Origin of the sequence: Clostridium intestinale DSM 6191 (assembly GCF_900130055.1) — a bacterium.
Taxonomy (GTDB): Bacteria; Bacillota; Clostridia; order Clostridiales; family Clostridiaceae; genus Clostridium_T; species Clostridium_T intestinale.
Map to the genome: position 1 here is coordinate 16,703 of NZ_FQXU01000017.1, position 26,641 is coordinate 43,343.

General features: G+C 28.7%; 28 protein-coding genes and 1 other annotated feature. Of the genes, 6 read left to right on the forward strand and 22 right to left on the reverse strand.

Translation table 11 applies throughout. From position 1 onward, the window contains the following. Positions 1-5: 5 nt before the first annotated feature. From BUA92_RS19945 to BUA92_RS20000, 12 genes are all read right to left on the reverse strand, one after another. Positions 6-869, reverse strand: coding sequence for a CheR family methyltransferase (locus BUA92_RS19945; RefSeq protein WP_073022424.1), 864 nt, complete (start codon positions 867-869; stop codon positions 6-8). Next, positions 866-4,039, reverse strand: a complete 3,174-nt coding sequence (locus BUA92_RS19950; RefSeq protein ID WP_073022425.1) for a response regulator — start codon at positions 4,037-4,039, stop codon at positions 866-868. Before BUA92_RS19950 ends, BUA92_RS19945 begins: the two co-directional genes overlap by 4 nt. A 188-nt stretch (positions 4,040-4,227) precedes the next feature. Continuing rightward, positions 4,228-4,632 (reverse strand): NUDIX hydrolase, encoded by a 405-nt coding sequence (locus tag BUA92_RS19955; RefSeq protein ID WP_073022426.1) that lies wholly within the window; start codon positions 4,630-4,632, stop codon positions 4,228-4,230. Positions 4,633-4,651: 19 nt separating this feature from the next. Further along, positions 4,652-6,601, reverse strand: coding sequence for a GTP-binding protein (locus BUA92_RS19960; protein WP_073022427.1), 1,950 nt, complete (start codon positions 6,599-6,601; stop codon positions 4,652-4,654). A 12-nt stretch (positions 6,602-6,613) separates the two neighbouring features. Next, positions 6,614-6,928 carry a DUF3795 domain-containing protein gene (locus BUA92_RS19965; protein ID WP_073022428.1) on the reverse strand — a complete coding sequence of 105 codons (315 nt, stop codon included), beginning with the start codon at positions 6,926-6,928 and terminating at the stop codon, positions 6,614-6,616. A 7-nt stretch (positions 6,929-6,935) separates the two neighbouring features. Further along, positions 6,936-7,481 carry a GNAT family N-acetyltransferase gene (locus tag BUA92_RS19970; RefSeq protein ID WP_073022429.1) on the reverse strand — a complete coding sequence of 182 codons (546 nt, stop codon included), beginning with the start codon at positions 7,479-7,481 and terminating at the stop codon, positions 6,936-6,938. Continuing rightward, complete coding sequence (locus BUA92_RS19975) at positions 7,478-7,915, reverse strand: NUDIX hydrolase (protein WP_139259390.1); 438 nt, start codon at positions 7,913-7,915, stop codon at positions 7,478-7,480. Before BUA92_RS19975 ends, BUA92_RS19970 begins: the two co-directional genes overlap by 4 nt. Before the next feature lie 20 nt (positions 7,916-7,935). Next, complete coding sequence (locus BUA92_RS19980; protein ID WP_073022430.1) at positions 7,936-8,346, reverse strand: hypothetical protein; 411 nt, start codon at positions 8,344-8,346, stop codon at positions 7,936-7,938. 108 nt (positions 8,347-8,454) lie between these two features. Beyond that, positions 8,455-9,375, reverse strand: a complete 921-nt coding sequence (locus BUA92_RS19985; RefSeq protein ID WP_073022431.1) for an aminoglycoside phosphotransferase family protein — start codon at positions 9,373-9,375, stop codon at positions 8,455-8,457. 17 nt (positions 9,376-9,392) lie between these two features. After that, entirely contained in the window at positions 9,393-9,845 is a 453-nt protein-coding gene (locus BUA92_RS19990; RefSeq protein WP_073022432.1) for a GNAT family N-acetyltransferase, read from the reverse strand. Positions 9,846-9,856: 11 nt separating this feature from the next. Beyond that, complete coding sequence (locus tag BUA92_RS19995) at positions 9,857-10,375, reverse strand: GNAT family N-acetyltransferase (RefSeq protein ID WP_073022433.1); 519 nt, start codon at positions 10,373-10,375, stop codon at positions 9,857-9,859. Between the two features lie 17 nt (positions 10,376-10,392). Further along, a complete protein-coding gene (locus BUA92_RS20000) occupies positions 10,393-11,010 on the reverse strand; it encodes an NUDIX hydrolase N-terminal domain-containing protein (RefSeq protein ID WP_073022434.1) in 618 nt (205 codons plus the stop codon). 230 nt (positions 11,011-11,240) lie between these two features. Here BUA92_RS20000 and BUA92_RS20005 point away from each other — a divergent pair, with 230 nt between their 5' ends. The 5 genes from BUA92_RS20005 (at position 11,241) to BUA92_RS20025 (ending at position 16,115) form a co-directional block, all read left to right on the forward strand. Further along, positions 11,241-11,609, forward strand: a complete 369-nt coding sequence (locus BUA92_RS20005; RefSeq protein WP_073022435.1) for an HsmA family protein — start codon at positions 11,241-11,243, stop codon at positions 11,607-11,609. A 564-nt stretch (positions 11,610-12,173) separates the two neighbouring features. Beyond that, positions 12,174-13,670, forward strand: a complete 1,497-nt coding sequence (locus tag BUA92_RS20010) for a spore germination protein (protein ID WP_073022436.1) — start codon at positions 12,174-12,176, stop codon at positions 13,668-13,670. After that, positions 13,651-14,805, forward strand: coding sequence for a Ger(x)C family spore germination protein (locus BUA92_RS20015; protein WP_083553610.1), 1,155 nt, complete (start codon positions 13,651-13,653; stop codon positions 14,803-14,805). The genes BUA92_RS20010 and BUA92_RS20015 overlap by 20 nt, the downstream gene beginning before the upstream one ends. Then, the gene (locus BUA92_RS20020; RefSeq protein WP_073022437.1) at positions 14,806-15,018 is read left to right on the forward strand and encodes a hypothetical protein; all 213 of its coding nucleotides are present in this window, start codon (positions 14,806-14,808) and stop codon (positions 15,016-15,018) included. A gap of 2 nt (positions 15,019-15,020) precedes the next feature. Then, positions 15,021-16,115 carry a GerAB/ArcD/ProY family transporter gene (locus BUA92_RS20025; RefSeq protein WP_073022438.1) on the forward strand — a complete coding sequence of 365 codons (1,095 nt, stop codon included), beginning with the start codon at positions 15,021-15,023 and terminating at the stop codon, positions 16,113-16,115. A gap of 43 nt (positions 16,116-16,158) precedes the next feature. On the opposite strand, the gene BUA92_RS20030 is transcribed toward BUA92_RS20025, so the two are convergent. From BUA92_RS20030 to BUA92_RS20060, 7 genes are all read right to left on the reverse strand, one after another. After that, positions 16,159-16,455 carry a hypothetical protein gene (locus tag BUA92_RS20030; protein WP_073022439.1) on the reverse strand — a complete coding sequence of 99 codons (297 nt, stop codon included), beginning with the start codon at positions 16,453-16,455 and terminating at the stop codon, positions 16,159-16,161. Between the two features lie 155 nt (positions 16,456-16,610). Continuing rightward, positions 16,611-18,239, reverse strand: a complete 1,629-nt coding sequence (gene metG / locus BUA92_RS20035; protein WP_073022440.1) for a methionine--tRNA ligase — start codon at positions 18,237-18,239, stop codon at positions 16,611-16,613. A gap of 57 nt (positions 18,240-18,296) precedes the next feature. Then, positions 18,297-18,558 (reverse strand) — a binding site (T-box leader). 39 nt (positions 18,559-18,597) lie between these two features. After that, positions 18,598-19,149 carry a hypothetical protein gene (locus BUA92_RS20040; RefSeq protein WP_073022441.1) on the reverse strand — a complete coding sequence of 184 codons (552 nt, stop codon included), beginning with the start codon at positions 19,147-19,149 and terminating at the stop codon, positions 18,598-18,600. A gap of 135 nt (positions 19,150-19,284) precedes the next feature. After that, positions 19,285-20,409, reverse strand: coding sequence for a GGDEF domain-containing protein (locus BUA92_RS20045; protein WP_139259391.1), 1,125 nt, complete (start codon positions 20,407-20,409; stop codon positions 19,285-19,287). Positions 20,410-20,603: 194 nt separating this feature from the next. Next, positions 20,604-20,972, reverse strand: coding sequence for a DUF4180 domain-containing protein (locus tag BUA92_RS20050; protein WP_073022443.1), 369 nt, complete (start codon positions 20,970-20,972; stop codon positions 20,604-20,606). 19 nt (positions 20,973-20,991) lie between these two features. Next, positions 20,992-21,465, reverse strand: a complete 474-nt coding sequence (locus BUA92_RS20055) for a helix-turn-helix domain-containing protein (RefSeq protein ID WP_073022444.1) — start codon at positions 21,463-21,465, stop codon at positions 20,992-20,994. A gap of 154 nt (positions 21,466-21,619) precedes the next feature. Beyond that, on the reverse strand, positions 21,620-22,435 hold the full coding sequence (locus BUA92_RS20060) for an alpha/beta fold hydrolase (protein ID WP_073022445.1): 816 nt from the start codon (positions 22,433-22,435) through the stop codon (positions 21,620-21,622). A 157-nt stretch (positions 22,436-22,592) separates the two neighbouring features. Here BUA92_RS20060 and cls point away from each other — a divergent pair, with 157 nt between their 5' ends. Further along, positions 22,593-24,128, forward strand: coding sequence for a cardiolipin synthase (gene cls, locus BUA92_RS20065; protein ID WP_073022446.1), 1,536 nt, complete (start codon positions 22,593-22,595; stop codon positions 24,126-24,128). Between the two features lie 75 nt (positions 24,129-24,203). Here cls and BUA92_RS20070 read toward each other — a convergent pair whose 3' ends face one another. The 3 genes from BUA92_RS20070 to BUA92_RS20075 form a co-directional block, all read right to left on the reverse strand. After that, positions 24,204-25,898: a sensor domain-containing protein gene (locus BUA92_RS20070; protein ID WP_073022447.1), complete on the reverse strand. Its 1,695-nt coding sequence runs from the start codon at positions 25,896-25,898 to the stop codon at positions 24,204-24,206. Between the two features lie 20 nt (positions 25,899-25,918). Beyond that, complete coding sequence (locus BUA92_RS23415) at positions 25,919-26,080, reverse strand: hypothetical protein (RefSeq protein ID WP_156337821.1); 162 nt, start codon at positions 26,078-26,080, stop codon at positions 25,919-25,921. A gap of 367 nt (positions 26,081-26,447) precedes the next feature. Beyond that, positions 26,448-26,636, reverse strand: a complete 189-nt coding sequence (locus BUA92_RS20075) for a hypothetical protein (protein ID WP_021801192.1) — start codon at positions 26,634-26,636, stop codon at positions 26,448-26,450. Between the last annotated feature and the right edge of the window lie 5 nt (positions 26,637-26,641).

The window sequence follows — 26,641 nt, forward strand, 5'->3', positions numbered from 1 at the left end:
TAAAATTATAAACCTAAAATTGTTCTTCTATATCTTTTTTGAAATATCTTTTCTTTCATTACAAAATCATTAAACATTTCTGCATTTTTAGAAAACTTTATATTTTCCTTAGAACCTAAACATAAAAAACCACCACTTATTAAGCTGTCTGCAAAAAGTTTAGTAACCTTGTCCTGCAAATCCTTACTAAAATATATTAATACATTTCTGCACACTATAACGTGCATTTCTCCAAAAACTCCGTCTGTAACAAGATTATGGTCTGCAAAAGTAACCTTCTCTCTTAAACTTTTATCAAACACAACAAAATCATTGCTTGCTAAATAATAGTTTGAAAGAGTTGATGAACCTCCAGCTTTTTGATAATTATAGCTATACTCCTTTATTCTCTCAAGTGGATAGATACCTTCTTTTGCCTTTTTTAAAACAACCTTATTAAAATCTGTTGCATATATTTGAGTTCTATCATATAAACCCTCTTCTTTTAGAAGGATAGCCATAGAATAAACCTCTTCTCCAGTTGAACATCCAGCATGCCAAATTCTAATGAAAGGATAAGTCTTAAGTACTGGTATAACCTTTTCTCTAAAGCTTTTAAAAAGGCTTGGATCACGATACATCTCAGTTACATTTATAGAGAAATCACTTAATATTGTGTTTATAAACTTTTTATCATATATAACTTTGTGTTGAAGTTCACTTATGTTTTTTAAATCTTCCATAGTCATTCTATGAACAATTCTTCGTTTTATATGGGCTGGAGAATAACCTCTAAAATCATAACCATATTTCTTATATATTGTTTCAAGTAATAAAGCTATCTCCAAGTCTTCATTATCAATTTTTTCTTTTAATTCCTCATTACTCATTTATACAACCACACCCTTAATAGAGAAATAAGTCTAGGAACGTCTATAGGTTTAGTTAAATAGTCATCTGCTCCAACTTCAATACACTTTTGCCTATCTTCTTTCATTGATTTTGCTGTAACTGCTATTATAGGTGTTTTTGCAAATTTTGAATCTTTTCTAATCTCTTTAATTGCTAGATATCCATCCATATCAGGCATCATTATATCCATTAAAATTAAATCAATATTACCTTCTTCATTAAGTTTTTTTATTCCTTCATTTCCGCTTCTTCCAACTACTACCTTAAGACCCTTTTCTTCTAATACACTGGTAAGTGCAAATACATTTCTCATATCATCATCTACTATTAGAATTTTTTTATTCTTAAAGCCCTCTTCTTCTACAGCTGATTGTACTTCGTCTATTTCTATATTTTTCATTTCTATATCATCATCTTGAAGGAATAAACTAACTTCAGAAACTAATCTTTCGCTAGAACGGGCACCCTTTATAATAATACTTTCAGTATACCTTTGTAATTTCTCTTCTTCATCTCTTGTTAATTGTTCTCCTGTATAGATTATTATAGGGAAGTTTATAAGCTCTCTTTGCTTTAGTTCCATTAGCAAATTCAAAGGGTTCATATCCTTTACTTCATAATCTAATATCATGCAGTCAAAGTTTTCATTTTCCAATAGTTCTAATGACTTTACTCCACTTTTTACAGTTGTTATAAGTATATCTTTACCTTCTAATATTTGTTCTATATTCGAGTTTTTTTCTGATTCTACAATCAAAAGTTTTTTAAACTCATCTTTTAAGATTTTCACTTCTTTTTCTTCTGTAGTTTTACCTACTTGTGTACTAGTTTCACTATGAGTTTTAACTCTCTTTGCCTCAAAAGTCAAAGTAAAGGTGCTTCCAATGCCTTCATAACTCTTTACAGTTATTTCTCCATTCATAAGTTTTGCAAACTCTCTTGATATAGATAATCCTAGTCCAGTTCCACCATATTTCCTGCTTGTACTTCCATCTGATTGTTTAAATGCCTCAAATATAAGTTCTGTTTTATCAGATGCAACTCCTATTCCTGTATCTTTTACTGCTATATCTATATAGTAATTATACTCATCAGACTTTTTAGTTTTACTTGAAGTTATAGAGTAAGTAACTCCACCTTTATGAGTAAACTTAAATGCATTAGATAAAAGATTGTTAGATATCTGCTGAAGTCTTTGATAGTCTGCCATTATTTCTAACTCTAATCCATCTTGAACTTCAACATCAAAAAATAATCCTTTTTTCTCTGCAAATGGAGCAAAAGATTGTTTTACATATTTCACTAAGTCTGCTAAACTGATGACTTCTAAGTTCAACTCTAACTTACCTGCTTCAACTTTAGAAATATCTAATATATCATTTATAAGTTTCAACAAGTCTTCACCAGATGAGTTTATAGTGTTTACAAACTCAAGTTGTTTTTCAGATAGTGTACCATTTTCTTTATTTTCTGCTATCATTTGTGAAAGTACTATTATACTATTTAATGGAGTTCTAAGTTCATGGGACATGTTAGCTAAAAACTCTGACTTATATTTACTTGCAAGTTCTAAAGCATTAGCTTTTTCCTCTATTTCTTTTTGAGCTTTTGTTAAATTTTCATTTTTGGCTGTTATATCTTTTTTCTGAAGTTCTAAACCCTTAGTTCTCTCCTCAAGTTCTTCATTTAAAACTCTAAGTTCTTCTTGCTGCCTTTGCATGTAAGCTTCGGACTCTTTTAAAGCCTTAGTTTGTTGTTCTAACTCTTCATTATTTTGTCTTAACTCTTCTTGCTGAGTTTGTAGTTCTTCTGACTGTTCTAACGTTTTTCTTAAAAGCTCTTTGAGTTTATTTTGAGCTTCTGCAGAGTTTACAGCTATTGCAACTCCATTACTTACTTGTTCTATAAACTCTAACTGTTTATTACTAAACTCATTAAAAGTTCCCAGTTCAATTATACAAACTACCTCATTATTGTCTAAACAAGGAACAACTAAAATATTTTTAGGGACTGCTTCACCTAGTCCAGTATTTATGTATACATAGTCCTCTGGTATATTGCTAATTGTCATACTTTGCTTTTCTAAAGCAGCTTGACCTATTATACCTTCTCCAAGTTTAACTATGTTAGAAAGATTTTTACGTTTCTTATATGCATAACTTCCAACTAACTTAAAGTTGCCATCTTCTGTTTTAACATATATAGCTCCTATTTTTGCATCAACATATTTACTTATATAATTAATAACTTTGTTGGCTAATACTGGTATGTTAACCTCTCCATTTATATTTTCGGTAAGCTCTGCATGTCCTGACTTAATCCAATTTTGATTTCTATTTTCTGTCATTATTTCCGTTAGTTTAAACATAAAAGTATTAAAATACTTAGCCATAGCCCCAAGTTCATCTTTTGAATCTGCATTTAATCTAACATTTAAATCTGCATCTCCTTCAGATATTCTTTTAAAAGTTTCTGTTACTGTAGTTACAGGTTCTACAACCATTCTTGCCAAGAAGAAACCTATAAAAACTGAAACAAAAATTACTGCAACAGCTCCAACTAGAATTACATATACGGTTAACTTTTGAGTATATTCTAGATTACTTTTTCTATCTTCTAATATACTGACTTCTTTATCAGCGATGTCCTTTAAAGAAACCCTAATATCTTCCATATAATTCTTAGCAATACCTTTTTGAGCTTCTTCAACCAGATCTTCTAGTTTTAAGTTTCCATTATTAACTTGTTTTCTTGCTTCAATTATACTCGCACTTTCATATGTAATCCATAAGTCTAAGTCTCTTCTTAATTTGTTTATTCTTGTTTGCTGTAATGTATTATCACTTGTATAACTACTTAACTCTTCAATCTCATTATAGACACTACTCTTTCCTGTATTAAAAGGTTCTAAAAATTCCTCCCTACCAGTAAAAGCAAAACCTCTTGCTCCAGTTTCCATATTTAATAAACTAATTAAAATCTGATCCGATTTTCTTATTATATTGTAACTCTCAACATTTGAATCAATTGCATTACTTTGTCCATTAAAATTAATGTAAATATAACTTAGTAATCCAAGTACAAATATGACTACTAAGCCAAGCGCAAATGATAATTTTTGAGCAATTTTAAAATTCTTTAAGAACATATAATTCTCCTAAATCAAATTATTTTTATCCTGTATCAAAGATATTTTAGCATACGACAAATTATTACACAATCAAATAATATTAATTAAAATTTTTATCTAAATCCATTAAAAAAATTGAATATAAAGTTTAATTTAACAATAAAAACCACTAAAAATTCATTTGACTTTTAGTGGTTTTATGTCCATTATTTTATGATATTATCAAAATCCCAGTTACACATTTTTTCATTAAAAACTTTATGCATATATTGACTTGATTCTTTTTCTAAAGGTAACCATTGGTATTTATCATGTTCCTCTGACAAAGTTATTTTACCTTCTTTAATGGTACATAGATAAATCACTCCAACTATCTGATAGTCATCAGATATAAAAGTCCATGTATCAAAAAGTTTGATAGGATTTACTTTAATGTTAAGTTCTTCTCTTATTTCTCTTTTCAAAGTTTCTTCTGGAGTTTCTCCAAATTCTAATCTTCCACCGGGCAATTCATATAAGTCATAATTTACATTCGATTTATGTACTGCTAAAAACTTACCCGCATTAACAATTAACGCTTTTGTAGCAAAATATATAGTTTTAGTTCTCATTTTAAGTCTCCCTTTTACCCTATTTTAATATGTGCATATACTCTTTAGCATCTTTACCTTCAACTAAAAAGCTTTGACCTTTTGAACAAAATACTGAGGTTGATGTATACTCGATATCAGCATTTTTGTTATACCCTATTTTTTCAATTACCTCTTCTTCATTATGACATACATCATATCCATCAAATATTAAGTTAAGTTTACCTTTCCCTTTTGTAATTGCAACAAATTCAATGTTATAGTTCATAAAAGTTGCTACTGGTCCTCTTCCTAGTACTATCACTTTATCAAGGTTTATATCAGGAGCTTCAAAAGTACCATTTAATCTTTGTATATCTGATAATATCTTTCCCATATAATCTAAATGTGCTTCTATCTTAAATCTATAATAAGGCTCAAGTATAATATTTTTTGTACTTTCTAATCCTTGTCTTAAAGCTCTTAAGGTAGCTTCTCTAAAATCTCCACCTTCTGTATGTTTATTGTGTGCCCTTCCAGTAAGTAATGTTACTTTTATATCAGTTATAGGTGAACCTGTCAGTATCCCCCTATGCTCTTTTTCAAATATATGTACCTTTACTAAGTTTTGATTTCCTACTGTCATATCATCTGCATGACATTTATTCTCAAACCTTATTCCCTCATTTCTTTTTAAAGGTTCTAATTTTAAGTGGACTTCTGCATAATGTTTTAATGGTTCAAAGTGCCCATATCCTATAGTTTCTTCTACTATTGTTTCTTTATAAAGAATTTCACCTGGTCCAAACTCAACCTTTAAATCAAATCTCTCTCCCAAAACTTGTTTCAATATTTCTAGTTGAATTACACCCATTATATGAAGTTGAATTTCTTGTAGTTTTTCATCCCAAACTACATTAAGTGATGGATCTTCTGCTTCTAAGATTTTAAACTTATTTAAAACTTCCTTAATGTTTAGTTTTTTATCAAATATAACTTTAGACTTTAATGTAGGTACCATCTCATAATAAGCATTATCTACTAAATTCCCAATTCCCTCACCTGTTTTAAAACTACTAAGACCAGTTACCCCAAAGATATCTCCAGCATGAACTTCATCAACAGTTTTAAACTTACTTCCATTATAAACTCTTATCTGACTTACTTTTTCATAAGTTTCTCCATCTTTAGTTTTAAACTCGTCTCTTACCTTTAAAGTTCCACTTAAAACTTTTAAGAAAGTTACTCTACTACCTTGTTCATCATACTTAATCTTGTAAACTAGTGCACTTAACTCTTCATCTTTGTCAAACTCTGTATAAGTTAGTAAGTCAAACTTAGCTAAGAACTCTTCAACTCCTACAGCTTGTAGTGCAGACCCAGTTAAACATGGGTAAACTTTGTTCTCTTTTATAAGTTTCTTTAAAGAACTTAACCACAACTTCTCATCATACTCGCCATCTAGATACTTTTCTAATAGCTTCTCATCTCTTTCTGCTACAAACTCTGCTAACTCTTCACTTATACTGTTATCTTCAAACTCTTTTGATATTAAAAGAACATCTTCTGTTAGATTAGTTTTGATTTCATTTAATACTCTGTCAACATCTGCAGTTTCTCTATCCATTTTATTTATAAAAAAGAAAACTGGCACTTTATTTTTTCTAAGCAGCTCCCAAACAGTTTCAGTATGAGCTTGTATTCCATCAACCCCACTGATAATTAATATGGCATAATCCATTACCTTTATTGCTCTCTCCATTTCCTGGGAAATATCGATATGACCTGGAGTATCTATAAGATAATAGGTAGATTCATTGTAATTAAAAACAGCTTGATCTGAAAAAATTGTTATTCCTCTATCTTTTTCTATATTGTGGCTATCTAAAAAGGAGCTTTTATGATCAACTCTTCCTCTATTTTTTATGCTCTTTGCGTGAAAAAGTATCTGCTCAGAAAAAGTAGTCTTTCCAGCATCGACATGGGCTAATATTCCTATTGTTTTCTTCATGTATTCTTCTTCCTAACTTTCTTCTGTATTTAATGTCCTTACTTTTAAATAAGTAGTATTCCCTTTTGTCCAATTTTTTAGATTTATTAATCTCTCTCCATTATCACCGTGATCTTTACTATTATAAGCTCCAACTAGTTTATCGCATGGCAAATTAGAACATTCTCCACAATGATTGTAATTCTTATCGATTGAACATTCTGCAACTAAACAATTACCCCAAAATGGTTTTCCATTACATCTTTGACAACCTGGACAATTAGTTTTCTCTTTCCAATCACATACTCCACAGTATGTACCACATCTTCCTACTAAGTTTTTATCCATATTACAATCACCTTTTCCCTAACTCGTAATCTAATTTAAATATGCAATAATACCAAATAGTAACTTCTTTATTAAGTGCCTCCATAGTTTCATCAACCTTAAATCTATATTTAAATCCACACTTTTCGTTAACTCGTCTTGAGTTAGTATTATAGTCAAAGTGTCCACACCATATTAAATCTAACTCTAGTTCATTAAATCCATACTCAATAAGACACTTAACAGCTTCTGGAACAATTCCTTTTCCCCAGTACTTAGGATTAAGAACATATCCTACTTCTCTTTGATTTAAGTACATCAAACTTTCATCTGGCTTTCTATCATGAAGTCCAATTCCACCTATAACCTTATTTTCTTCTTTTAAAACAATAGCATAGTTTTCTCCACTTTCAATAAAGATTTTAATTATCTCTTTACTTTCTTCTTCACTTTTATGTGGTGCCCATCCAGCATTAGGTCCAACTAATGGACTTTTAGCATACTCATATAAATCTTTACTATCACTTTCTTTCCACTGTCTCAATATCAATCTATCGGTTTCTAAAGATTTCAATTTACTCCCTCCATGTTAAGTTTTAAATTCTTAATATAATTAAATATCTTAGGCTGAATCAATGGATAAGTTAATTCATTAGGCATTGCTTCAAAAAATTCAACTTGTGAAATCTCATAGTCAGGTAACTTACCTATTGTTTCAACTTCTGCATAAAATAGTTGTCCAAAAGATTCACCATCATCTTTTTTTACAGAGTATATACATACTGGAACTATAGAGTATGTTTCAGCACCAGTTTCTTCAAATAGTTCTCTTCTTGCTGTAAACATAATATCTTCATTTTCTTCTCTATTCCCGCCAGGGATTTCCCATGTTTCTCTATCTTTATGTTTTACAAATATCCATTTATCTTTATACCTTGCCATAATTACAGCAAACATAATCTTTTCATCTTTTATAGAATTAAGTTCATGAAAATTTACTTCCATCATATTACGCTCTCCCTTATATGTTATGCTTTAATACATGCAGCCACTACTGATACAATAAACACTATAGCGTCAACTAAAACTGAAGTTCCTATAATCAAGCTTATAAAAAAATATATAGTGCTTATTCCGAAACATATTCTAAAACTTCTAAATAACTTTTTCCCAATACTTTTTCGTTCTTCTGAAGTCATATTACAAGCAGTCTCATAATCATAACTCGTTATCCAATACACTCTTTCCTTTTTGTATATTATATAACTAATAATAATTAAGCTAAAATTCATGATGAGAAACATTAGCTTTATAGATACCGATGAGCTTAATTTAAAATAATTATTTGTGAAAATTGGTAATAAAATAGAGCCAATCATTATTATAAAAATTATAATAAACGACTTATAGGTTTTCTTTTCATAATAATCACTATTCATTCACATATCTCCCATATATTAATATAAAAAGTATATCATATATACCATTTTATAACAATTTGTCAAATAAAAAAGCCATTGTTTGCTTAACAACAGCTTCTACATATATTAATATTCTACTTTTTCTTGATACCAATTAGGCTTAAAGCTTTTAAATCCATCATAAACATCATAAAGTTCTTCTGCATTTTTTATCATGTAATTAACTTCATCTTCTCCCAAAGGAATAGCCCAATATATTGATCCTATTGCATTTGTAACCATATAAACAAGAAGTAATCTAAAAAATTCATCTGGAACCTCATTATTAAAATAGCCATGTATCTGGCCTATCATAAAAGGAATACTAACTTGCCAAGTAAATATGCTCCTATTAAATTCCTCCCAGGGATCACCGTAGTCACTTCTGTTAAAATCAATAACTCCAAGTTCTCCTGCTTCTGATATCACTAGATTACCTAAATGAAAGTCTCCATGATGAAAGGTTTGTGGTCTATTTTCTAAATATCCTATACTTTCTTCTAGAATCTTTATGTATTTAAAATCCTCAGGTATCTTTATTGAGCAATTCTTATACCCTTCTATCTTTTTTCTTATTTTAAGCCCATACCTTAAATCCCAATCTTCTACATCTTTATTAAAAGGAATAGAATGAATCTTTCTTAAGATTTCCCCTGCTTTTACTCCAAGTTCATACTGAAATTTCTCACTGAAGTCATTAATTACATCTACACAATCACTTCCTGAAACCCAGCTAAGAAGCATATATGAATTTTTACTTTCATTACAAACTCCAAACTCTATTGGCCTTTGCATATTTATTCCAGTAGCTTCAACCAACTTCATGAAATTAAACTCTTTAAGCTTATTCTCATAACTTGAATACTCGAACAGCTTAAGTAAAAACTTATCTTCATTTTTGTTTTCTATAAAAAACTTTTTATCTTCTGAAAAACCTTTTAATACAGGTTCAATTTTTATCCAATCCTTGTACATAGGAATATCTTCTATAGCTCTTAAATCTTCCATCACTTCTCCTAGTTAAACTATACTTTCAATATCATTCCATTTTCTATATCTTTGAATCCATACTGATTGTATAATTTCCTTCCAATTTCAGTTGCATTTAACATTATAAATTGTGCATGATTATCTTTTGATATCTCAATTAACTTCTCAAGTATTGTGCTACCTATCTTCATTCTCCTATATTCTTCTTTTACATACATACTTGTTATATATGCATTTTCCCCTGATATATTTGAAAGAGATGGTACAGATTCATAAAAGAACGCTATTCCTGTTCCAATAATACTATTTTCATCTTCTGCTAAAATAGTAAAACATTCTTTAGTTAATATCTTACTTTCAAAGTACCCTTTAATATTTTCATATACCTCTTCAAAAGCTTCATGTGATTTGTCAAGACCTATAAACTCAGCTCTAAGCCTTACTAAACTATCTATATCGCTTTTCTCTGCTAATCTATAGTTAATCATATCTTACGCACCTATCTAAGTTTCTTTACAAAATTTATACCATCTTTCAACTGTCCATTTATCTCTACTACATTTTTCACTCTATCTAAAAACTCAAACCCATTTTTTATTAATACTATTTGAGAACCTACATTGTCTACAGCTGTTCCAGCTTCTATCATATTCAGATTGTGTATTTTATACGCATATTCCAAAATAAGTTCTACAGCTTTTTTACCATATCCTTTACCTTGATATTTTTCAGCTATTCTATACCCGAGTTCAGCTTTATTGATATCTCCTCTTACTACAGATACAAGATTTATTCTGCCAATAAGTTTCTCAAACTCATCAAATATCAAATACATGTACACTGATTCATCTTTTTGCTCCTCAACTAGCTCCTTTTGTATCTTTCTAAAATTGTTTATATCATAATACTCATTTCCTCTTGATGGAAGAATCCTTTCAAAAAAGTCTCTGTTCTCAACTTCAAATTTATAAAGTTTATCTGTATGAGATTCTTCAAGTAACCTTAATTTAATATTCATGTTAACACCTCTAATTACTAATCAAATATTGTAAAAGAGTTAGGATCAATATATGCCTTATAACACATCTCAATCTGCTCTTTTGTATTTCTTCCAGTGGACAACTCTGGTAAGTCATCTATTGAGAAAATCCCACTTTCCTCTGTTTCTATGTTAGGGACAAATTCTCCCCCTACTAACTTACAAAGTACAAATATCTTATAGATTCCATAAGGACTAACCTCATCTATATGTTTTCTTCTATCTAACACCGCAATTAATCTTTCTGCAATTACGTTTAAACCTGCCTCTTCTTTCACTTCTTTAACAGCATTTTCTTTAACTGATAAATTTGATTCAGCCCATCCTCCAGGCATAGACCAACGTCCATCAATACTCTCCTTAACTAACAAAATCTCATTCCCTACAAAAATAGCTGCTCTTATATCAACTTTAGGCGTTTGATATCCAGTTTCATTACAAAACAATTCCTTAATCTTCTCACTGCTTGTTTCTGTGTATTCCTCTAAGATCTCAACTGATATATCCCTTATTTGATAAAATCTCTCTACATCATACTTATCCTTCGAATATTCTAATCCAGCTTGAGCTATAGACTGAAGTCTTTTAGCCCAATCAAGCCATCTTGGTTCCATAGGTATCCTCTCCCTTTAGTTATAAGTAACTCTTTAAATTTAATGTTTGCAAGTATTAGTCAATCTAACCATCAACTAAATTATACTATATATTTACAGTTAGGTTATAGATTTGTTTATATTATATTAACTTTCTATTTTCTATATTGCTTTTGTAAATTTAACAGTATACAATTCACTTGTGCACTTCTAATAATTGCATAAATATTTATTATGTAAGGAGGATTATCATGTTACTTTACGCTATAATTTCTATTACTTCAGCTCTTATTTTTTATACTATTGGAGTTTGGAGCGAAAAAATCCAAGGTGAGTTAAAGAAATGGCACTTAGTTGTTTTTTGGATAGGCCTATGTTTTGATACTCTTGGTACAACTCTCATGAGTAAGATAGCTGGAGATGGATTTCAACTTAATTTTCATGGAATTACAGGATTAATTGCAATTGTTTTAATGTTATTCCATGCTCTTTGGGCTACATTTGTATTAGTAAAAAATGATGTTAAAGCTAAAGTTAATTTTCATAAATTCAGTATAATTGTTTGGATAATTTGGTTAATACCTTTTATATCAGGAATGATTATTGGAATGTCAAAATAGAGAAGTAGTGAAGAAGCTTAAAAGTTCTTCACTACTTCTCAAAATACTCTACTATTTCTCTACCACTTCTCAAATTTCTCAACTACTACTTTTTCTTAAACTTTGTAATTTTTCTGCAAAACTCATATTATCACCTCAACTAAAGACTACCCCATTACAATTTTTATCTCTATACATTTCACTTTACATCTTGTCAACTCTAGGTTGCAATTAACCTATTCCATTTTATAGAACGAATTTATTTATTAGATAAATAATTGCTACACTTAAAAGAACTATTACTGTGGAAAGTACTACAATTTTCACTATTCTATATTTAAATAGTTTTGATATAAAGTACCCCACCCCTTCAAATACAATTTCAAGGAGAAACTCAAATATAAAATCTAACATTTCAAATCAACTCCAGCCATCCTTCTTACTCTTTTATAAAACTATACCATATATTTGAATTAATAATAATTACTAACTTCTTAATTTTACTAAATATATAAGACATAAGAATATTTTTCCTATATTTGTCCATAATTCAAATAATAATCGATGTAAGGATATGATAAATAAATGCAAAATAACACTTTATCTAAAAATCTTCATACTAATTTACAAGTTATTAAAGACCTATTTAAAAATGATAGTACGCTAAAAATAAGAATATTTCAAAATGAATCTATAGGATATATAGAGGGATGTATCATTCATATAGATGGAATGGTGGACAACAAATTTGTAAGTGAAAATGTAATAAGTCCTTTTTTAAAATCAGATTTCTCAAATTACAGTGGTTCTGATATATTTAAAATATTTAAAAATCAAATTGTTACTTCAAATGAATTAGAAGAATGTAACAGTCTTGATTCTATAGTAGATTCCATTTTAGAAGGCGATACTGTATTTCTATTAAATAATTCTAAATATGCTTTAATCATAGGTTCTAAAAATTTTCAAACAAGATCAGTAACGGAGCCAACTTCTGAAAAAGTTTTAAGAGGTCCAAGAGAGGGATTCACTGAGTGCCTTCTTACTAATATATCATTAATAAGAAGAAAGATTAAGAATCCAAATTTAAAGTTTCAATTTAGGGAAATTGGTGAAGAAACCAATACTAGGGTTTGCATATGTCACATAGAAGGAATAGCCTCAAATAAAATTTTAAATGAACTTATAAAACGACTTGATTCTATATCAATTAACAGTGTGTTAGATTCTCAATATATTCAAGAAATTATAGATGACCTACCATTATCGCCCTTTGAAACTATAAACAGCACTGAAAGACCTGATTCAGTTGCAGGAAAGTTACTTGAGGGAAGAATTGCTGTTTTTGTAGATGGTAGTCCTTTTGTTTTAACATTACCTTTTTTATTTATTGAATATTTTCAAGTTGATGAGGATTATTATAACAACTTTGTATTTATGTCTTTCAATAGATTATTAAGGATTTTAGGTTTTATTCTATCCATAAGTATTCCAGCAATCTATTTATCTTTTGTAACTTATAATCAAGAAATGATACCTACACCTTTATTAATAAGTATTTCTGCTGCAAGATTAGGAGTGCCTTTTCCAACTGTTGTTGAGTCTTTTATTATGCTGATAGTTTTTGAAATTCTTAGAGAAGCTGGTGAAAGAATACCTAATAACATGGGTCAGGCAGTAAGCATAGTTGGTGGTCTTGTTCTTGGTCAAGCAGCTGTAGAAGCTAGAATAGTTAGCGCTCCTATGGTTATAGTTGTAGGATTAACCGGTATATGTGGACTTCTAAATATTAGAGTAAAAGGGGCTGCTATATTTTTAAGATTTTTTTATTTAATATTATCATCATTATTTGGAATGTATGGATATATAATCGGACTTATATCTACGCTTATATACTTAATGAGTATATATTCTTTTGGAGTTCCTTATATGACTAGGGTTGGTTCAATAAAATTTCAAAACATAAGAGATTCAGTTGTTAGAGCTCCTTGGTGGTATATGGGCGTAAAACAATATATTATTGGTTCAAAATTAAGTATGAAAAATAAAAGGAAAACAGGTTATGGCGATGAAAATAAATAAAAAAATCTATATTTTGTTGCTCTTTATTTTTATTTCTACTAACTTAAGCAGCTGCTGGAATTATAGAGAAATAAACGATATGTCCATAGTTTCTGGCGTTGCTATTGATAAAGGTGGTGCTGATGGAAAATATGAAGTTACAGTTGAACTAATTGACATACAACAAGGAAAGGACATAAATATGCACTCCAAATATATAACCCTTTCTGGTAATACCATGTTTGAAATTAGTAGAAACATGATAGCTCTTATTGGAAAAAAATTATATTGGAGTCACTCAAAAAGCATAATTATTAGCGAGGATATCGCACGAGATGGAATTTCTGGGATACTTGATTGGTATAGTAGAGATGCTGAAACTAGAACAGATGCTTATATATTAGTCTCAAAAGAAAATACAGCTAAGGAAATTTTAAAATCAAAGCCAATAACAGAAAATTATACATCTTTTGAATTATCAAAACTTCTAAAAAACGAAAAAACCTTATCCAATGTTCCTGTAGTAGACTTATGGGGTATACTTGATACATTTGCACAAGATGGCTTAAGCACATGGCTTCCAACAGTAAAAATAAATAAAAACAATGATGATAATATTCTTCAAGTAGATGGTTCTGCAATTTTTTCTAAAGATAAACTTATAGGTTGCATTGATGAGAATTCTACAAAAAGCATATTGTTTGCTAAAGATAAGGTTAAGGGAGGACTGCTGGTTTTAGATAAAGAAAGTGAATCCCCTATTACTTTTGAGATATTCAAAAATAAAACTACAATAAAGCCAAGTATTGAGAATGGAAATTTACAGTTTAATATATATACCGATACAATTGTAAGTTTGGATGAAATACAATCCGATTATGAATTTTATACTGAAGAGGGTAAAAGTGAATTGGAGAATGAATTATCTGATATGCTTCAAAAGTCTATCTATTCTTCAATAAAAAGAATTCAATCTGAATATGGTGCTGATATTTTAGGTTTTGGTGCAAAACTATATGAAAATAATCCAGCTACTTGGAATGATGTAAAAGATGATTGGGATAAAACATTTAAAACGTTGACTATATCAGTTAATTCAAAAGTTAATATAAAAAATAGTGCAGTTACATCTAAACCAATAAAAGTAGGTGATTAAGTGTTAATAGTAATTTTTTCAGCTTATATACTGATATTTTTAAATGATCAAATTCCTCTTTATAAGCAAGGACTTAAAAAAGACTTTTATCTTAGCACAGTTATATTAACCTTATCCTTAATTATATCGGTTTTAATAACCCTAAGAATAAAAATTCCTAGTCCATCTAGACCATTAGAACAACTAGTTAAATTAATTGTTGAAAGGATTTAATAATGAATAAAGAAACAATTTCTGATAGCCAAGGGTTTAGTATAGTAACATTATTTTTCTTGGGGAGTATTGCAATATTAGGAACTGCTAGCGAGGCAAAAAATGACAGTTGGATTTCTATATTAATTGCTATTGTACTCTCTATTCCTGTAATATTTATTTATGCTAGAATTTTATCTCTTTTCCCAGGAAAAGATTTTTTTGATATATTAACTATAGTGTTTGGTAAATGGATAGGAAACTTTTTTTGTATAATATACACTTGGTACTTCTTTCATTTGGGAACTTTAGTTTTACGTAACTTTGGAGACTTTATGAATACTCTTGCCTTTCCAGAGACTCCATCTATAGTTTCTATCTTGTTCATAAATGTATTATGTATATTAAGTGCCAAATATGGTATTGAAGTCCTTGGCAGAAGTTCTAAAGTTCTTTTAATCATATGTGTAATTGTATTGTTAATCATTCAAGTTTTATCCATCCCACAATCACATTTTAATTATATTAAACCAATCTTAGGTAATGGATTACTTCCTGTGCTTAAAGGTGCTTTTTCAGCTTTCACCTTTCCATTTGCAGAATCTATAGTTTTTTTAGGAGTTTTTAGTTCTTTAAAGAAAAAAAATTCCCCTTACAAAATACTATTCTCAGCTTTATTAATAGGTGGTGTTATAATTTCTATAGTCCAGATAAGAAATATAGTTCTCATAGGTAATAATGTATTATCCTCACTATATTTCCCTTCTTATATTGCTGTAGGAAGAATTCATATAGGGGACTTTTTTGAGCGAATGGAAGTAACAGTATCTATTGTTTTAGTTGCTTCAATATTTGTTAAAATAAGCGTATGCTTAATAGCTACCTGTAAAGGGATAAGTAAAATTTTTAATACTAAAAGCTATAAATCCATAGTTATTCCAACCAGTTTATTAATGAGCTATTTTGCATATTTTATTTTTGATAGTACAATGGAAATGCTTAATTTTGCTACTGTAGTATATAAATTTTACGTAATTCCTTTTCAAATAATTATACCTATTATTACAATCATCTTTATTGAAATAAAACGTAAAAAAGGCATATTAAAAACAACTTAGTAACAAATAATCTCTATAACAAATTAGGTTATAGAGATTACTTTTAATTATCTGTAAATTTCAGCTCACTTATTAATATTTCTTCATTTGGATTTGGTATAGGCAAGGTCTGAGCCCCTAATGATTGGTTTGGACTTGGTACTGGCATGTCTTTTACTCTTCCGTCTGTATTATCTATAACTTCTAAAATGTTATTATCTTTTCCTTCATCTTGAGTTTCGTAAGACTTATAAGTTATTCTTGATTTTATTTTAGATTCCTCATTAGTTGGTTTTAATATTAAAAAGGATAAGCAAAAAATCATAAACGTCATAACTAAATATCTTATTGCCCTTTTCACTAAAACCAGCTCCTTTTACTTTTTTCTTTATATACATATTACATAATATATTTCTATATTCCTATTTTATTATTTTAATATGTTTTCTTGCTCTATAATTAAAGAATAAAATACTTCCTATCAAAATCCAAGTATTATTAATAATTATTCAACTGTCATAATAAACAGCGCTTCTCTTCTTCAATTACTCTTTTATCTATTCTAGGAAATAAAATTTCAAACTCACCAATTTCTTTTCCATCTTCAATATTTAATATATTCCAAGATGGTTGAATATCTTCTGTTGAAAACCAACTCTTAATAAGCTCTGAAGACTCTGGTAAAAATGGATGAAGTAAGTTAGCTATATTTATTATTGAAAATAAACAATTATATATACTTTCTTCACACTTTTCTTTATCTTCATCTATAGTTATCCAAGGGGTTTCCTCATCAAAGTACTTATTAATACTTCTTATAAAGTCAAAAATTCTCCCTATGGCAACTTTTATTTCTCCTTTTTCTATACTATCACCTATATTTTTGTATAGATTTTTTATTTGAGTTTCTATGGAGTCATTTAATTTTCCATTAGGTATTTTATTCTCTAAATACTTTTTAACAAATACTAAGGTTCTATTTACTAGATTTCCATAAGCTCCTAAAAGCTCACTATTATTACTGTTTACAAATTCTCTCCAAGAAAAATCAGAATCTCTTTTTTCAGGTGAATTTATAATAAAAAAATATCTTAAAGTATCTGACTTATATCTATCAATTATATCAGGTACCCATACCGCCCAATTATTGCTTGTAGAAATCTTTTTACCTTCTAATGTCATGTATTCACTAGAAATTATCCTATCTGGAAGTTTCTCATAACCTATACCTTTTATTAATGCAGGTAATATAATAGAATGAAAAGGAATATTGTCTTTCCCATGGATATAGTAGGCAAGTGCTTCATCATTCCAATATTTTTCCCAGTCTTCCCCGCCTTCTTCTCCCCATTTTTTACTTGACGTAAAATACCCCAGCACTGCATCAATCCATACATAAACTATTTTATCTTCATATCCTTCTATAGGAATATCTATTCCCAATGATAAATCTCTTGAAATTGCTCTATCTTTTAATCCTTCCTTTAAATATCTCAATGTGTTATTTATTGCGTTTAATCTCCAGTTTTCTTTTGTATTTTCTAGATTAGTTTTAATATCATCTTGAAACTTTGACAAAGCAAAATATAGCTGTTTTGTATTTTTAATTATAGGTTCATTAGAGCATAACTTACATTTTCTATTTAATAATTCAATAGGCTCTAATAAACTTCCACAACTATCACACTGATCTCCTCTTGCCTTATTTCCACATTTAGGGCATATTCCTTCCACATATCTATCTGGCAAAAATTGATCACACTTTTCACAATATATTTGCTCCACGTTTTTTTCATATATATACCCCTTATTATAGAGTACCTTTATAATATTCTGAACCTCATTTTTATGAAATTTATTATCAGTTCTTGAATAATAGTCATAAGAGAATTTCAGCTTATCAAAACAATTTTTAAATTCCTCATGATATCTGTCTGCTATATCACGTCCCTCTACACCTTCTTCTTTGGCTCTAATTGCTATAGGTGTTCCATGGCAATCGCTACCTGAAACATATAAAACCTTATCTCCCTTCGCTCTATAGTACCTTGCTAAAACATCTCCTGGTAATAGTGCCGCAATATGGCCTATATGCAAAGATCCATTAGCGTATGGCCATGCTCCTCCAATAAAAATATTTTTCATCTTTAACTCCTCCTTTAAATTACAAAATAAAAAACTCCCGTTCCTAAGAAATTAATTCTTAGGAACGAGAGTAAAAACTTCGTGTTACCATCCTATTTCATTTATAAGTCACCTTATAAATCTCCTCAAGTACGTCAATTAAGCTTGATTATACTATATCACTATAACGGGTGAACCCGTTGCAGCCTTAAATTCTTAAAGAAATCTCGGTGCACTACTCCAAGGCCATTTTCCTTTTAATATCCTTCGCTTCTTCTCACCAAATAGAAACTCTCTGTAAAAGTATTTTTAAAAGTACTTTCCTTTTCTTTGCATTTAAATAAATTATACACTTAAACATATCATAGTCAATAGTCTATTAAAATATATCATAAAGTTTCTCTTTATTATTGACTTTATTAACTATAAGTAACTTAAGAGGAGATTTTTTATCACTCCTGTCATGGCCTAAAAAACATAATGTGTTATCATCAATTTCGCCATAATAACTTCCAAACTCCATAGGACTATACTTTTCGCTATATTTTCTATAAACATCATAGTCCCCTTCTTTAATACCTACATATCTATCTTCAAATTCCCTATTATCAACTATATCCAACTTATCTTTTTCAATATTATATAAATATGTATTCTTGTTTTTTATTTCACCCCCACTATCAGCAGTGTTAAACATTATAATTTTTGAACCAGTATTATCTACTCCATAAAAAGTGGTCTCTAACCCTTGGATATGATTCATATCTATATCTTTTAGGTCTAAAGCCCTCGAGATTTCTTGTTTTTCTAAATCATAAACCATAATTCCAACAGCACCACGAAGAATTGCTTTTTCTTTAGAAAAATAAATTAAATCTGTAAATGAACCTCCGTACTCACCTTTTTTAATCTCCTCTATAATTTCATCCATATTCTTATTAATTTTTGCTGCTTCGTTATTTCTACACCCAGCAAACACACTAATAATTATAAAAACAACTGTTAATAAACTAAGCTTTTTTTTTATTCCTCATATCCCACCTACCCTTTATTAAGAGATTCTTTCTCAGTCATGATTTTCTATATATGAAATTTTCTTATTTTCATACATAAGCATGTCTATATGTTTAAAGAATTCATCTGCTTCCATTTTGGAATTACAACTATAGATATCGTACCCTATTGAAAAGTTAAGGTTGTATGGTTTTATATTACTTACATTAAAATTCTCAACATTTTTTCTTATTCTATTTACTACCTTATCAAGAGTTTGTCCATTATATATGTCAGTTATAATCACAAACTCATCTCCTCCAAATCTTGCTATAAAATCATCTGTATTTAAACTTCTTCTTATAATCTCAACTGAATCTTTTAATGCCTCATCTCCAATTTTATGTCCAAACCTATCATTTATAGATTTAAATTCATTCAAATCCAATAGTATTGCTGAAAATGATTTGTTTTCAGTTGAATTCCTAATTCTTTCTCTTATATACTCATCAAGTTGTCTTCTATTATATATTCCAGTTAGGTAATCAGTATTTATTCCCCTATTTTGTATGTTAAAATATATAATTAATAAAGATAACATCATTCCTACCCAATTTAAGGAGTATCCATAAAAAAGTACTTGGATAGTTGTTCCAATTGCCATTGGAATAAAATAGGCAATCATAGAAATATACTTACGTTTTTCAATATACTGTTTATGTTTAATTAAATACATTAAGGAATATATAAGAAGCCCATAACAATATGCTACATGTAAAGCAAAATAAGGACCTCTATGATATATATTATTTGGGTCAACATAAAAAAAGCTTCCAGTAAATAAGCTTATAATGCATATCATTAAATTTAATAGGAAAAATACCATCAAAACCTTTTGTTTTTCTTTAACCTTAACATCACTAGAAAAAACATGATAACTAGTATAAAGAACACTTAAAGATGGTGGAATGGGTTCTAGCACATAAAGTAAAAAGTTAAACCCAGTATTCAAAGTTAAATTCATAGATCCTTTAAGTCCATTAAATTTCCAAGCAAAAGCATCTATAATTATCATCCCTATATTGGCTAAAATCATAGCTTTAAACAATTTATATTGCATTGAAATATTCTCTGAACTGCTTCTTATATTTAAAAATATAAACACTAAAATTATAAGAGATACTGTATTAGCATCCAATGTTTTTAAAGTCACCTTAACCGCCCCATATTAAATAATATTTTAATATTAAATATACCTTGTTTTTACATTAAAATCAATTACATAAGTTAATTGTATCACAACTACTACTTTTTGGTAATTTTTTTGAATCTTTTTTTATAAAATTTAAACCCCGCGAACTAGTCAACTAGTATACGGGGTTTTTTAAATATCTATTTAATATCTAAAAGCCAATTTTCTGCTTCAGATTTATCCATAAATACTCCTAATGCCTTACCTTTATTACTTTCTAACATCATTTCTCTAAATCTATCATTTACTCTATCCTCATTGTTTAAAACAATAACCATTTTTATACGATAATTTATAAATTTCTGAAGTATCATTCCAGCTAATTTTGTTCTTAAATTAAAAAAATCATCTGATAATATTTCCTCATGTAGTAATACGTTATATACATCCGCTTCCCAGCAACTAGATATAATATCTAAGCTGTCTTGTTCAGATTTAATTTGCTCGTTAGAAGCTCCATCAAATTCTAAGTATTTTTTATTTAATTTCTCAACTACATTGTATTTCATTTAAATTCTCTCCATCCTTTTATGTATTTTCAGTAAGAAGTGCTATTGTACTTAACATTTCCTGAGTAAAATCTATACTACCCCATAGAACCACTTTAAGTTTTCTGTCTTCAGTATAATATTTCGCATTAATTGCAGCTTTTCCAATCTTAGAGTCTCTACTATTTGTAATAGCAACTAATGTATTTGATATTCTCATATATTCATCTGGAGATATGTTATTAATATCAACTACTGTAGATACATTTATATTATGTTCAGAAACTTCACCACTTGAAGTGAATTCAAATTCCTTCTCTTCCTTTTTATCTTCTTTACTAACAGAAAAATCATTTTTCTCCATGAATGTACTTAAATCATGTCCTGATATTCTCCATTGCTTTCCTACTTTACGAGCTCCGAGTTTTCCCTCATTTATAAACTTTCTTATAGTTTTATGGTGCATACCTAATAAATCTGCTATTTGGTCAATAGTATAAAACTTTTCTTCCAACTTAATACCTTCTTTCAAACTTACTCTATATTTAGATATTAATGATTTTATTGCTATTTGTCAAGTTTTTGTTGTATTTTGTTGCTATTTTTTATCCTTTATACCTAAAATACCATAGTATTTTTTCAAATACTATGGTACCTCTTTAACTATTTTACTTTTCTATAAATTTAGTAAGTTCTTTATTAAATCTGTCCTTCTCATCATAGAAGACCGCATGTCCACTATATTCAAATGGTATCAATTTAGAGTTTTTAATAGCTTTCTTTTGTGCTTCTCCTAACTCAAAGAAACAAACCTTATCATGAATTCCATGAAGAATTACAGTTGGAACTTTAATTTTCTTAAGGTCAGAAAATAATTCTTCCTCTCCTAACCAAGTTTTTGCAACCATTGCTGTTCCCCATCCTGATGCTTCTAATCCTATGTTAAAAAACCATTCTGACATTCCTTGACTAATATATTGAAAGAAAAATAAGTCTCCAAATCCCTTTAGCATCTTTGGTCTATCAGTATATGTTCCGTCGATAATATTATCTACTACTTCCTTTTTTTGTCCATATGGAAAGTTGTCTCTTTGTATAAGACTTGGTGCAGCTGCTGCAACTAAAGCCAACTTTGATACTCCATATCCATCATGTCTAGCCATATATCTAACTGCAATAGCTCCCCCAGTTGAATGTCCTAAAAGTGTTATATCCTTTAATTCAAGAGCATCAATTACACAGCGAACATCATCAGCTAAACGATCATAATCATACCCACTCCACGGTCTATCTGAATTACCAAATCCTCTAGTATCTATTCCTATACATCTATATCCCATCTTTGGTAGTTCATCAAACTGATACTCAAATAACTTAGTGCTTCCTGGCCAACCATGTAAAAACAATATAGTTCTTTTTCCTTCTGGATTAAGGTCCTCTACATATATTTTCACATTTTTTTCAACTCTAACGTAGTATCCCACTAAAATACCTCCATATATATTTTTTCACTATATTTTATTCATTATCATATAAATAAGTGAGTTATTTTTTAGATTTTGGACAACTTGCTAATTATCTATTATAATGTAGAAAATGGTTGAAATATGTTTTGATATGAACACTTGAGGAGGTAACAAAGTGAATTTTTTAAAGAAACTATTACTTCATAGGATTACTTTTGTATTTGTCTCTATTTTAGTTCAAATTGTTGTCTTGGTATGGGCTGTATTTAAGTTAGATGAATACTTTGTTTATTTTTATGGAATAAGTGTATTCATAAGTATGTTATCCGTATTAGCCATAACCAACAGTAATAGTAATCCAGCTTATAAAATTGCATGGATAATTCCTATATTATCTCTTCCTGTTTTGGGCGGTCTATTTTATGTGTTTTTTGGCGGAAGCAAACTAAACAGACGAACAAGAAAAAAAATGAAATACATAGCTCTTAAATCCTCTGAGGCACTATCCTCAAAGGATAATATCTTAGCTGATATTAAAGACAAAAATCCTATTGCAGGAATACAATCTACATACATAAAAGATTACGCTTTTTGTCCACCTTATGATAATACTTATGTTGAATATTTTCCTCTTGGTGAAGATGCCTATAAAGTCCTCATTGAAGAACTAAAAAAGGCAAAACATTATATTTTCCTAGAATATTTCATTATAACTGAAGGATTTATGTGGAACAGCATTTTAGATATACTTATAGAAAAAGCTAAAGAGGGAATAGATGTTAGAGTAATGTATGATGATGTTGGCTGTCTTTTAACTCTTCCAGAAGGGTATGACAAAAAATTAGAGAAGCTTGGGATAAAATGCTCAGTTTTTAACCCTTTAAAACCTTTTATATCTTTTAGATTAAATAATAGAAATCATAGAAAAATTGCTGTTATTGATGGAATTACAGGTTTTACAGGGGGCTTTAATTTAGCTGATGAGTACATAAATGAATATGAAAAATACGGACATTGGAAAGATACTGCTATAATGCTTAAAGGTGATGGAGTCTGGAGTCTTACTGTAATGTTTTTAACTATATGGGATTTTCAAAAAGGAATTGATGAAGATTTCAGTAAATTTAAGAACCCTTTAATTTCAGAGCTACTATTCAATAAAAATGAATATGTTCAACCCTTTACTGATAGCCCTTTAGATGAAGAGCCTGTGGGAGAAATTGTTTATCTTAATTTAATTAACAAAGCAAAAAAATATGTGTACATAACTACCCCTTATTTAATTATTGGTAATGAAATGGTCACAGCTTTAACTTCTGCTGCAAAAGGAGGAATTGATGTTAGAATAATAACACCCCATATTCCAGATAAAAGAACAGTTCATGAAGTAAGTAGATCATATTATAAAACCTTAATTAATAGCGGAGTAAAAATATATGAATATCTTCCTGGATTTATTCACTCAAAGTCTTATATTGTTGATGATGAATATGCAGTAGTTGGTACTATTAATATGGATTATAGAAGTCTGTATTTGCACTTTGAATGTGGTGTTTGGATGTATAACTGTTTAAGTATTAAAGATATATATTCAGACTTTATGGAGACATTGGAAAGATGTAAACAAATATCTCTTGAAGAAACAAACAATATAAAATGGTATAGAACAGTTCTTCGTTTGATACTTCGTATATTCTCCCCAATTATGTAATAAAGGCGGTACAAGAATATTTTTTAATCATTCTTGCACCGCCTATTTTAAGCTTTTTTACAATATATATCATAACTATTTAGCTATCCCATCTAAATTAAAGCCTTCCATTTCATGTTCAAATAAAGGCTTACTGTAATAATAACCTTGAATAACATTGCATCCAAGTTCATTAAGTATATCCAATTGCTTTTTCTCTTCTACTCCCTCTGCTACTATTCTGTATTCAAGGGATTTGCATAAATCAATAATACATTTTACTACAGCCTTATACTTGTTAATATGTATGTTATCAATAAAAGACTTGTCTATTTTAAGTGTGTTTATAGGAAGTGCCGTAAGATAAGTTAATGAGGAATATCCTTTCCCAAAATCATCTACAGCTATTTTAATGCCTCTTTTAATAATCTCATTTAAAATTTCAATTTTATTATTATGAAGATCTATAAGCATTCCTTCTGTAATTTCTATCTCGATTGAAGAAGGAGACGTATTATTTTTCTGACATATATCTATAAGTTTATCTATAAAATCTTTATTGAGCTGCATAGGAGATATATTTATAGATATATTCTCGAAGTTATAACCTAACTTATTTAATAAATTTATCTGTTTACATACATTATCAATTACCCACTCACCTATTTCTACAATACTCCCTGATGACTCTGCTATAGGTATAAACTCATTTGGTGCAACTAACCCAAGCTCCTTACTCTTCCATCGTAATAAAGCCTCAAAACCTGTAGTCTTATTGTTTAAGCTGTTAACTTGAGGTTGATACATTATATATAGTTCATCATTATTTATAGCACTTTTTAGTTCTTGCTCTATTAGAAATTTTCTATCATATTTATTTGACATTGATTTTTCAAAAAATGTTATAAAATTTTTTCCTTTTATTTTGGATTGAGCCAAAGCTAAATCTGAATACCTGTATAACTCTAGCATACTTGTTCCGTCCTTTGGAAATAAGGATACTCCAAAACTTACACTTATGTATAAATCTTTTTCCTTAATCTTTAAGGGTAACTTTAATTTTTCTACTATTCTCTTACACAACCTATTTATATCTTCAACTTCATGGAAGTTTTCTATCAAAATTACAAATTCATCTGCACTCAAACGGTGAACTTTTCCACTACCATAAATAGAATCTGACAATATTTTAGAAACTTCTTTTAGAACCAAATCTCCATAGCTAGGTCCATATATATCATTTATTAATTTAAAATCATCTATATCCATATAGATAATAGATCCCTTTTCATTTTTAAGCTTCCATCTATTTAAATATAATTTAAAATTCTCTTTAAATAATGCTCTATTCGGAAGTTTTGTCAAAGAGTCATAATAATATAGATATTCAATATCATCTTTTAATTTTTTCTTATCAGTTATATCTTCTATATACCCTGCTAGTAACTTTATCTTGTTTTCATGGTTTTTAATTAAATCACCTTCTATTAAAATCCATATCTCTTCACCATTTTCATTTTGAATTTTAAATTCTTTTTTATATAAATCACTAGCTCCATCTATCAATGATTCTAGTTCATTTATAGGGTCCATTTTATTTTCTTCCACTTTTATTTTATTAATGAAATCAAATAAACTCCTAGTGTTTTCTAACTTTTTTTGTACTATATTCTCAAGGTTTTTTGAAAAGTAAAATTTGTCTTTCTCTATATCCCATTCCCATACTGCTATCCGTCCTTTATTTAACCCTTTTAAATATCTTTCTTCGACTTTTTTATAACAAAGTTTCATAATCTTCACTCCACATGAAATTACTCTATTTTACTTTCCTGGAGATAGTCTACTATAAGTTTATCCATCTTTTCGCTTATCTCTTGAAGAATATCTCTATCTGATTTATTTAAGAAATTAATATTTATAATTAACTTATTTAAAATCTCCCTCATAACCTCAATTTCTTCCTTTTTCCCCATGATTCACCCCCAAGAACATCCCTTACTATTGCATGTATTTTTTCTTTTAAACAAAATACATATTTTGTACATAAACATAAGAACAAAAAATAAATAAAAAGCCAAAAAGCAATAAAAAAATATATAAATTTGGAAATTAATGAAAAAAATAACCGAAAAACATATAATAAAACTAAAAAAAAATACAAAACTTTATAAATATATAGAGAAATAAGAAGAATATGGTAAAAAAAAAATACACAAAATATGTATTTTGTAGATATTTAGTATTTATATACTATTATTATATTTATTGTAATTATTTTTAACAAAAATTTAATTTTGACCAAATAAAAAGGAGTAAACTTGCGTTCACTCCTTTTATATATTACTCCATTAATTCAACACGAGAATATATTTTGTTCTTCAGTATTCTTTTGCCTATTCTAGCCTTTTCATCTGTTTTTATATTATTCTTAGCTGAAAATTCTGCTTCCACTTGTTTTATTCCATAAGAAGATTTTTTTTCAGCTATTTCTTTAATCTTCTTTAGAATATCTATGCGGTCTTTTTCCATATTAA

Bases quoted from the DNA above. Each gene is read 5' to 3' on its own strand.
- BUA92_RS19945 (WP_073022424.1), bottom strand. From the start codon at position 869: ATGAGTAATGAGGAATTAAAAGAAAAAATTGATAATGAAGACTTGGAG.
- BUA92_RS19950 (WP_073022425.1), bottom strand. From the start codon at position 4,039: ATGTTCTTAAAGAATTTTAAAATTGCTCAAAAATTATCATTTGCGCTT.
- BUA92_RS19955 (WP_073022426.1), bottom strand. From the start codon at position 4,632: ATGAGAACTAAAACTATATATTTTGCTACAAAAGCGTTAATTGTTAAT.
- BUA92_RS19960 (WP_073022427.1), bottom strand. From the start codon at position 6,601: ATGAAGAAAACAATAGGAATATTAGCCCATGTCGATGCTGGAAAGACT.
- BUA92_RS19965 (WP_073022428.1), bottom strand. From the start codon at position 6,928: ATGGATAAAAACTTAGTAGGAAGATGTGGTACATACTGTGGAGTATGT.
- BUA92_RS19975 (WP_139259390.1), bottom strand. From the start codon at position 7,915: ATGATGGAAGTAAATTTTCATGAACTTAATTCTATAAAAGATGAAAAG.
- BUA92_RS19980 (WP_073022430.1), bottom strand. From the start codon at position 8,346: ATGAATAGTGATTATTATGAAAAGAAAACCTATAAGTCGTTTATTATA.
- BUA92_RS19985 (WP_073022431.1), bottom strand. From the start codon at position 9,375: ATGGAAGATTTAAGAGCTATAGAAGATATTCCTATGTACAAGGATTGG.
- BUA92_RS19990 (WP_073022432.1), bottom strand. From the start codon at position 9,845: ATGATTAACTATAGATTAGCAGAGAAAAGCGATATAGATAGTTTAGTA.
- BUA92_RS19995 (WP_073022433.1), bottom strand. From the start codon at position 10,375: ATGAATATTAAATTAAGGTTACTTGAAGAATCTCATACAGATAAACTT.
- BUA92_RS20000 (WP_073022434.1), bottom strand. From the start codon at position 11,010: ATGGAACCAAGATGGCTTGATTGGGCTAAAAGACTTCAGTCTATAGCT.
- BUA92_RS20005 (WP_073022435.1), top strand. From the start codon at position 11,241: ATGTTACTTTACGCTATAATTTCTATTACTTCAGCTCTTATTTTTTAT.
- BUA92_RS20010 (WP_073022436.1), top strand. From the start codon at position 12,174: ATGCAAAATAACACTTTATCTAAAAATCTTCATACTAATTTACAAGTT.
- BUA92_RS20015 (WP_083553610.1), top strand. From the start codon at position 13,651: ATGGCGATGAAAATAAATAAAAAAATCTATATTTTGTTGCTCTTTATT.
- BUA92_RS20025 (WP_073022438.1), top strand. From the start codon at position 15,021: ATGAATAAAGAAACAATTTCTGATAGCCAAGGGTTTAGTATAGTAACA.
- metG (WP_073022440.1), bottom strand. From the start codon at position 18,239: ATGAAAAATATTTTTATTGGAGGAGCATGGCCATACGCTAATGGATCT.
- BUA92_RS20040 (WP_073022441.1), bottom strand. From the start codon at position 19,149: ATGGATGAAATTATAGAGGAGATTAAAAAAGGTGAGTACGGAGGTTCA.
- BUA92_RS20050 (WP_073022443.1), bottom strand. From the start codon at position 20,972: ATGAAATACAATGTAGTTGAGAAATTAAATAAAAAATACTTAGAATTT.
- BUA92_RS20070 (WP_073022447.1), bottom strand. From the start codon at position 25,898: ATGAAACTTTGTTATAAAAAAGTCGAAGAAAGATATTTAAAAGGGTTA.
- BUA92_RS23415 (WP_156337821.1), bottom strand. From the start codon at position 26,080: ATGGGGAAAAAGGAAGAAATTGAGGTTATGAGGGAGATTTTAAATAAG.
- BUA92_RS20075 (WP_021801192.1), bottom strand. From the start codon at position 26,636: ATGGAAAAAGACCGCATAGATATTCTAAAGAAGATTAAAGAAATAGCT.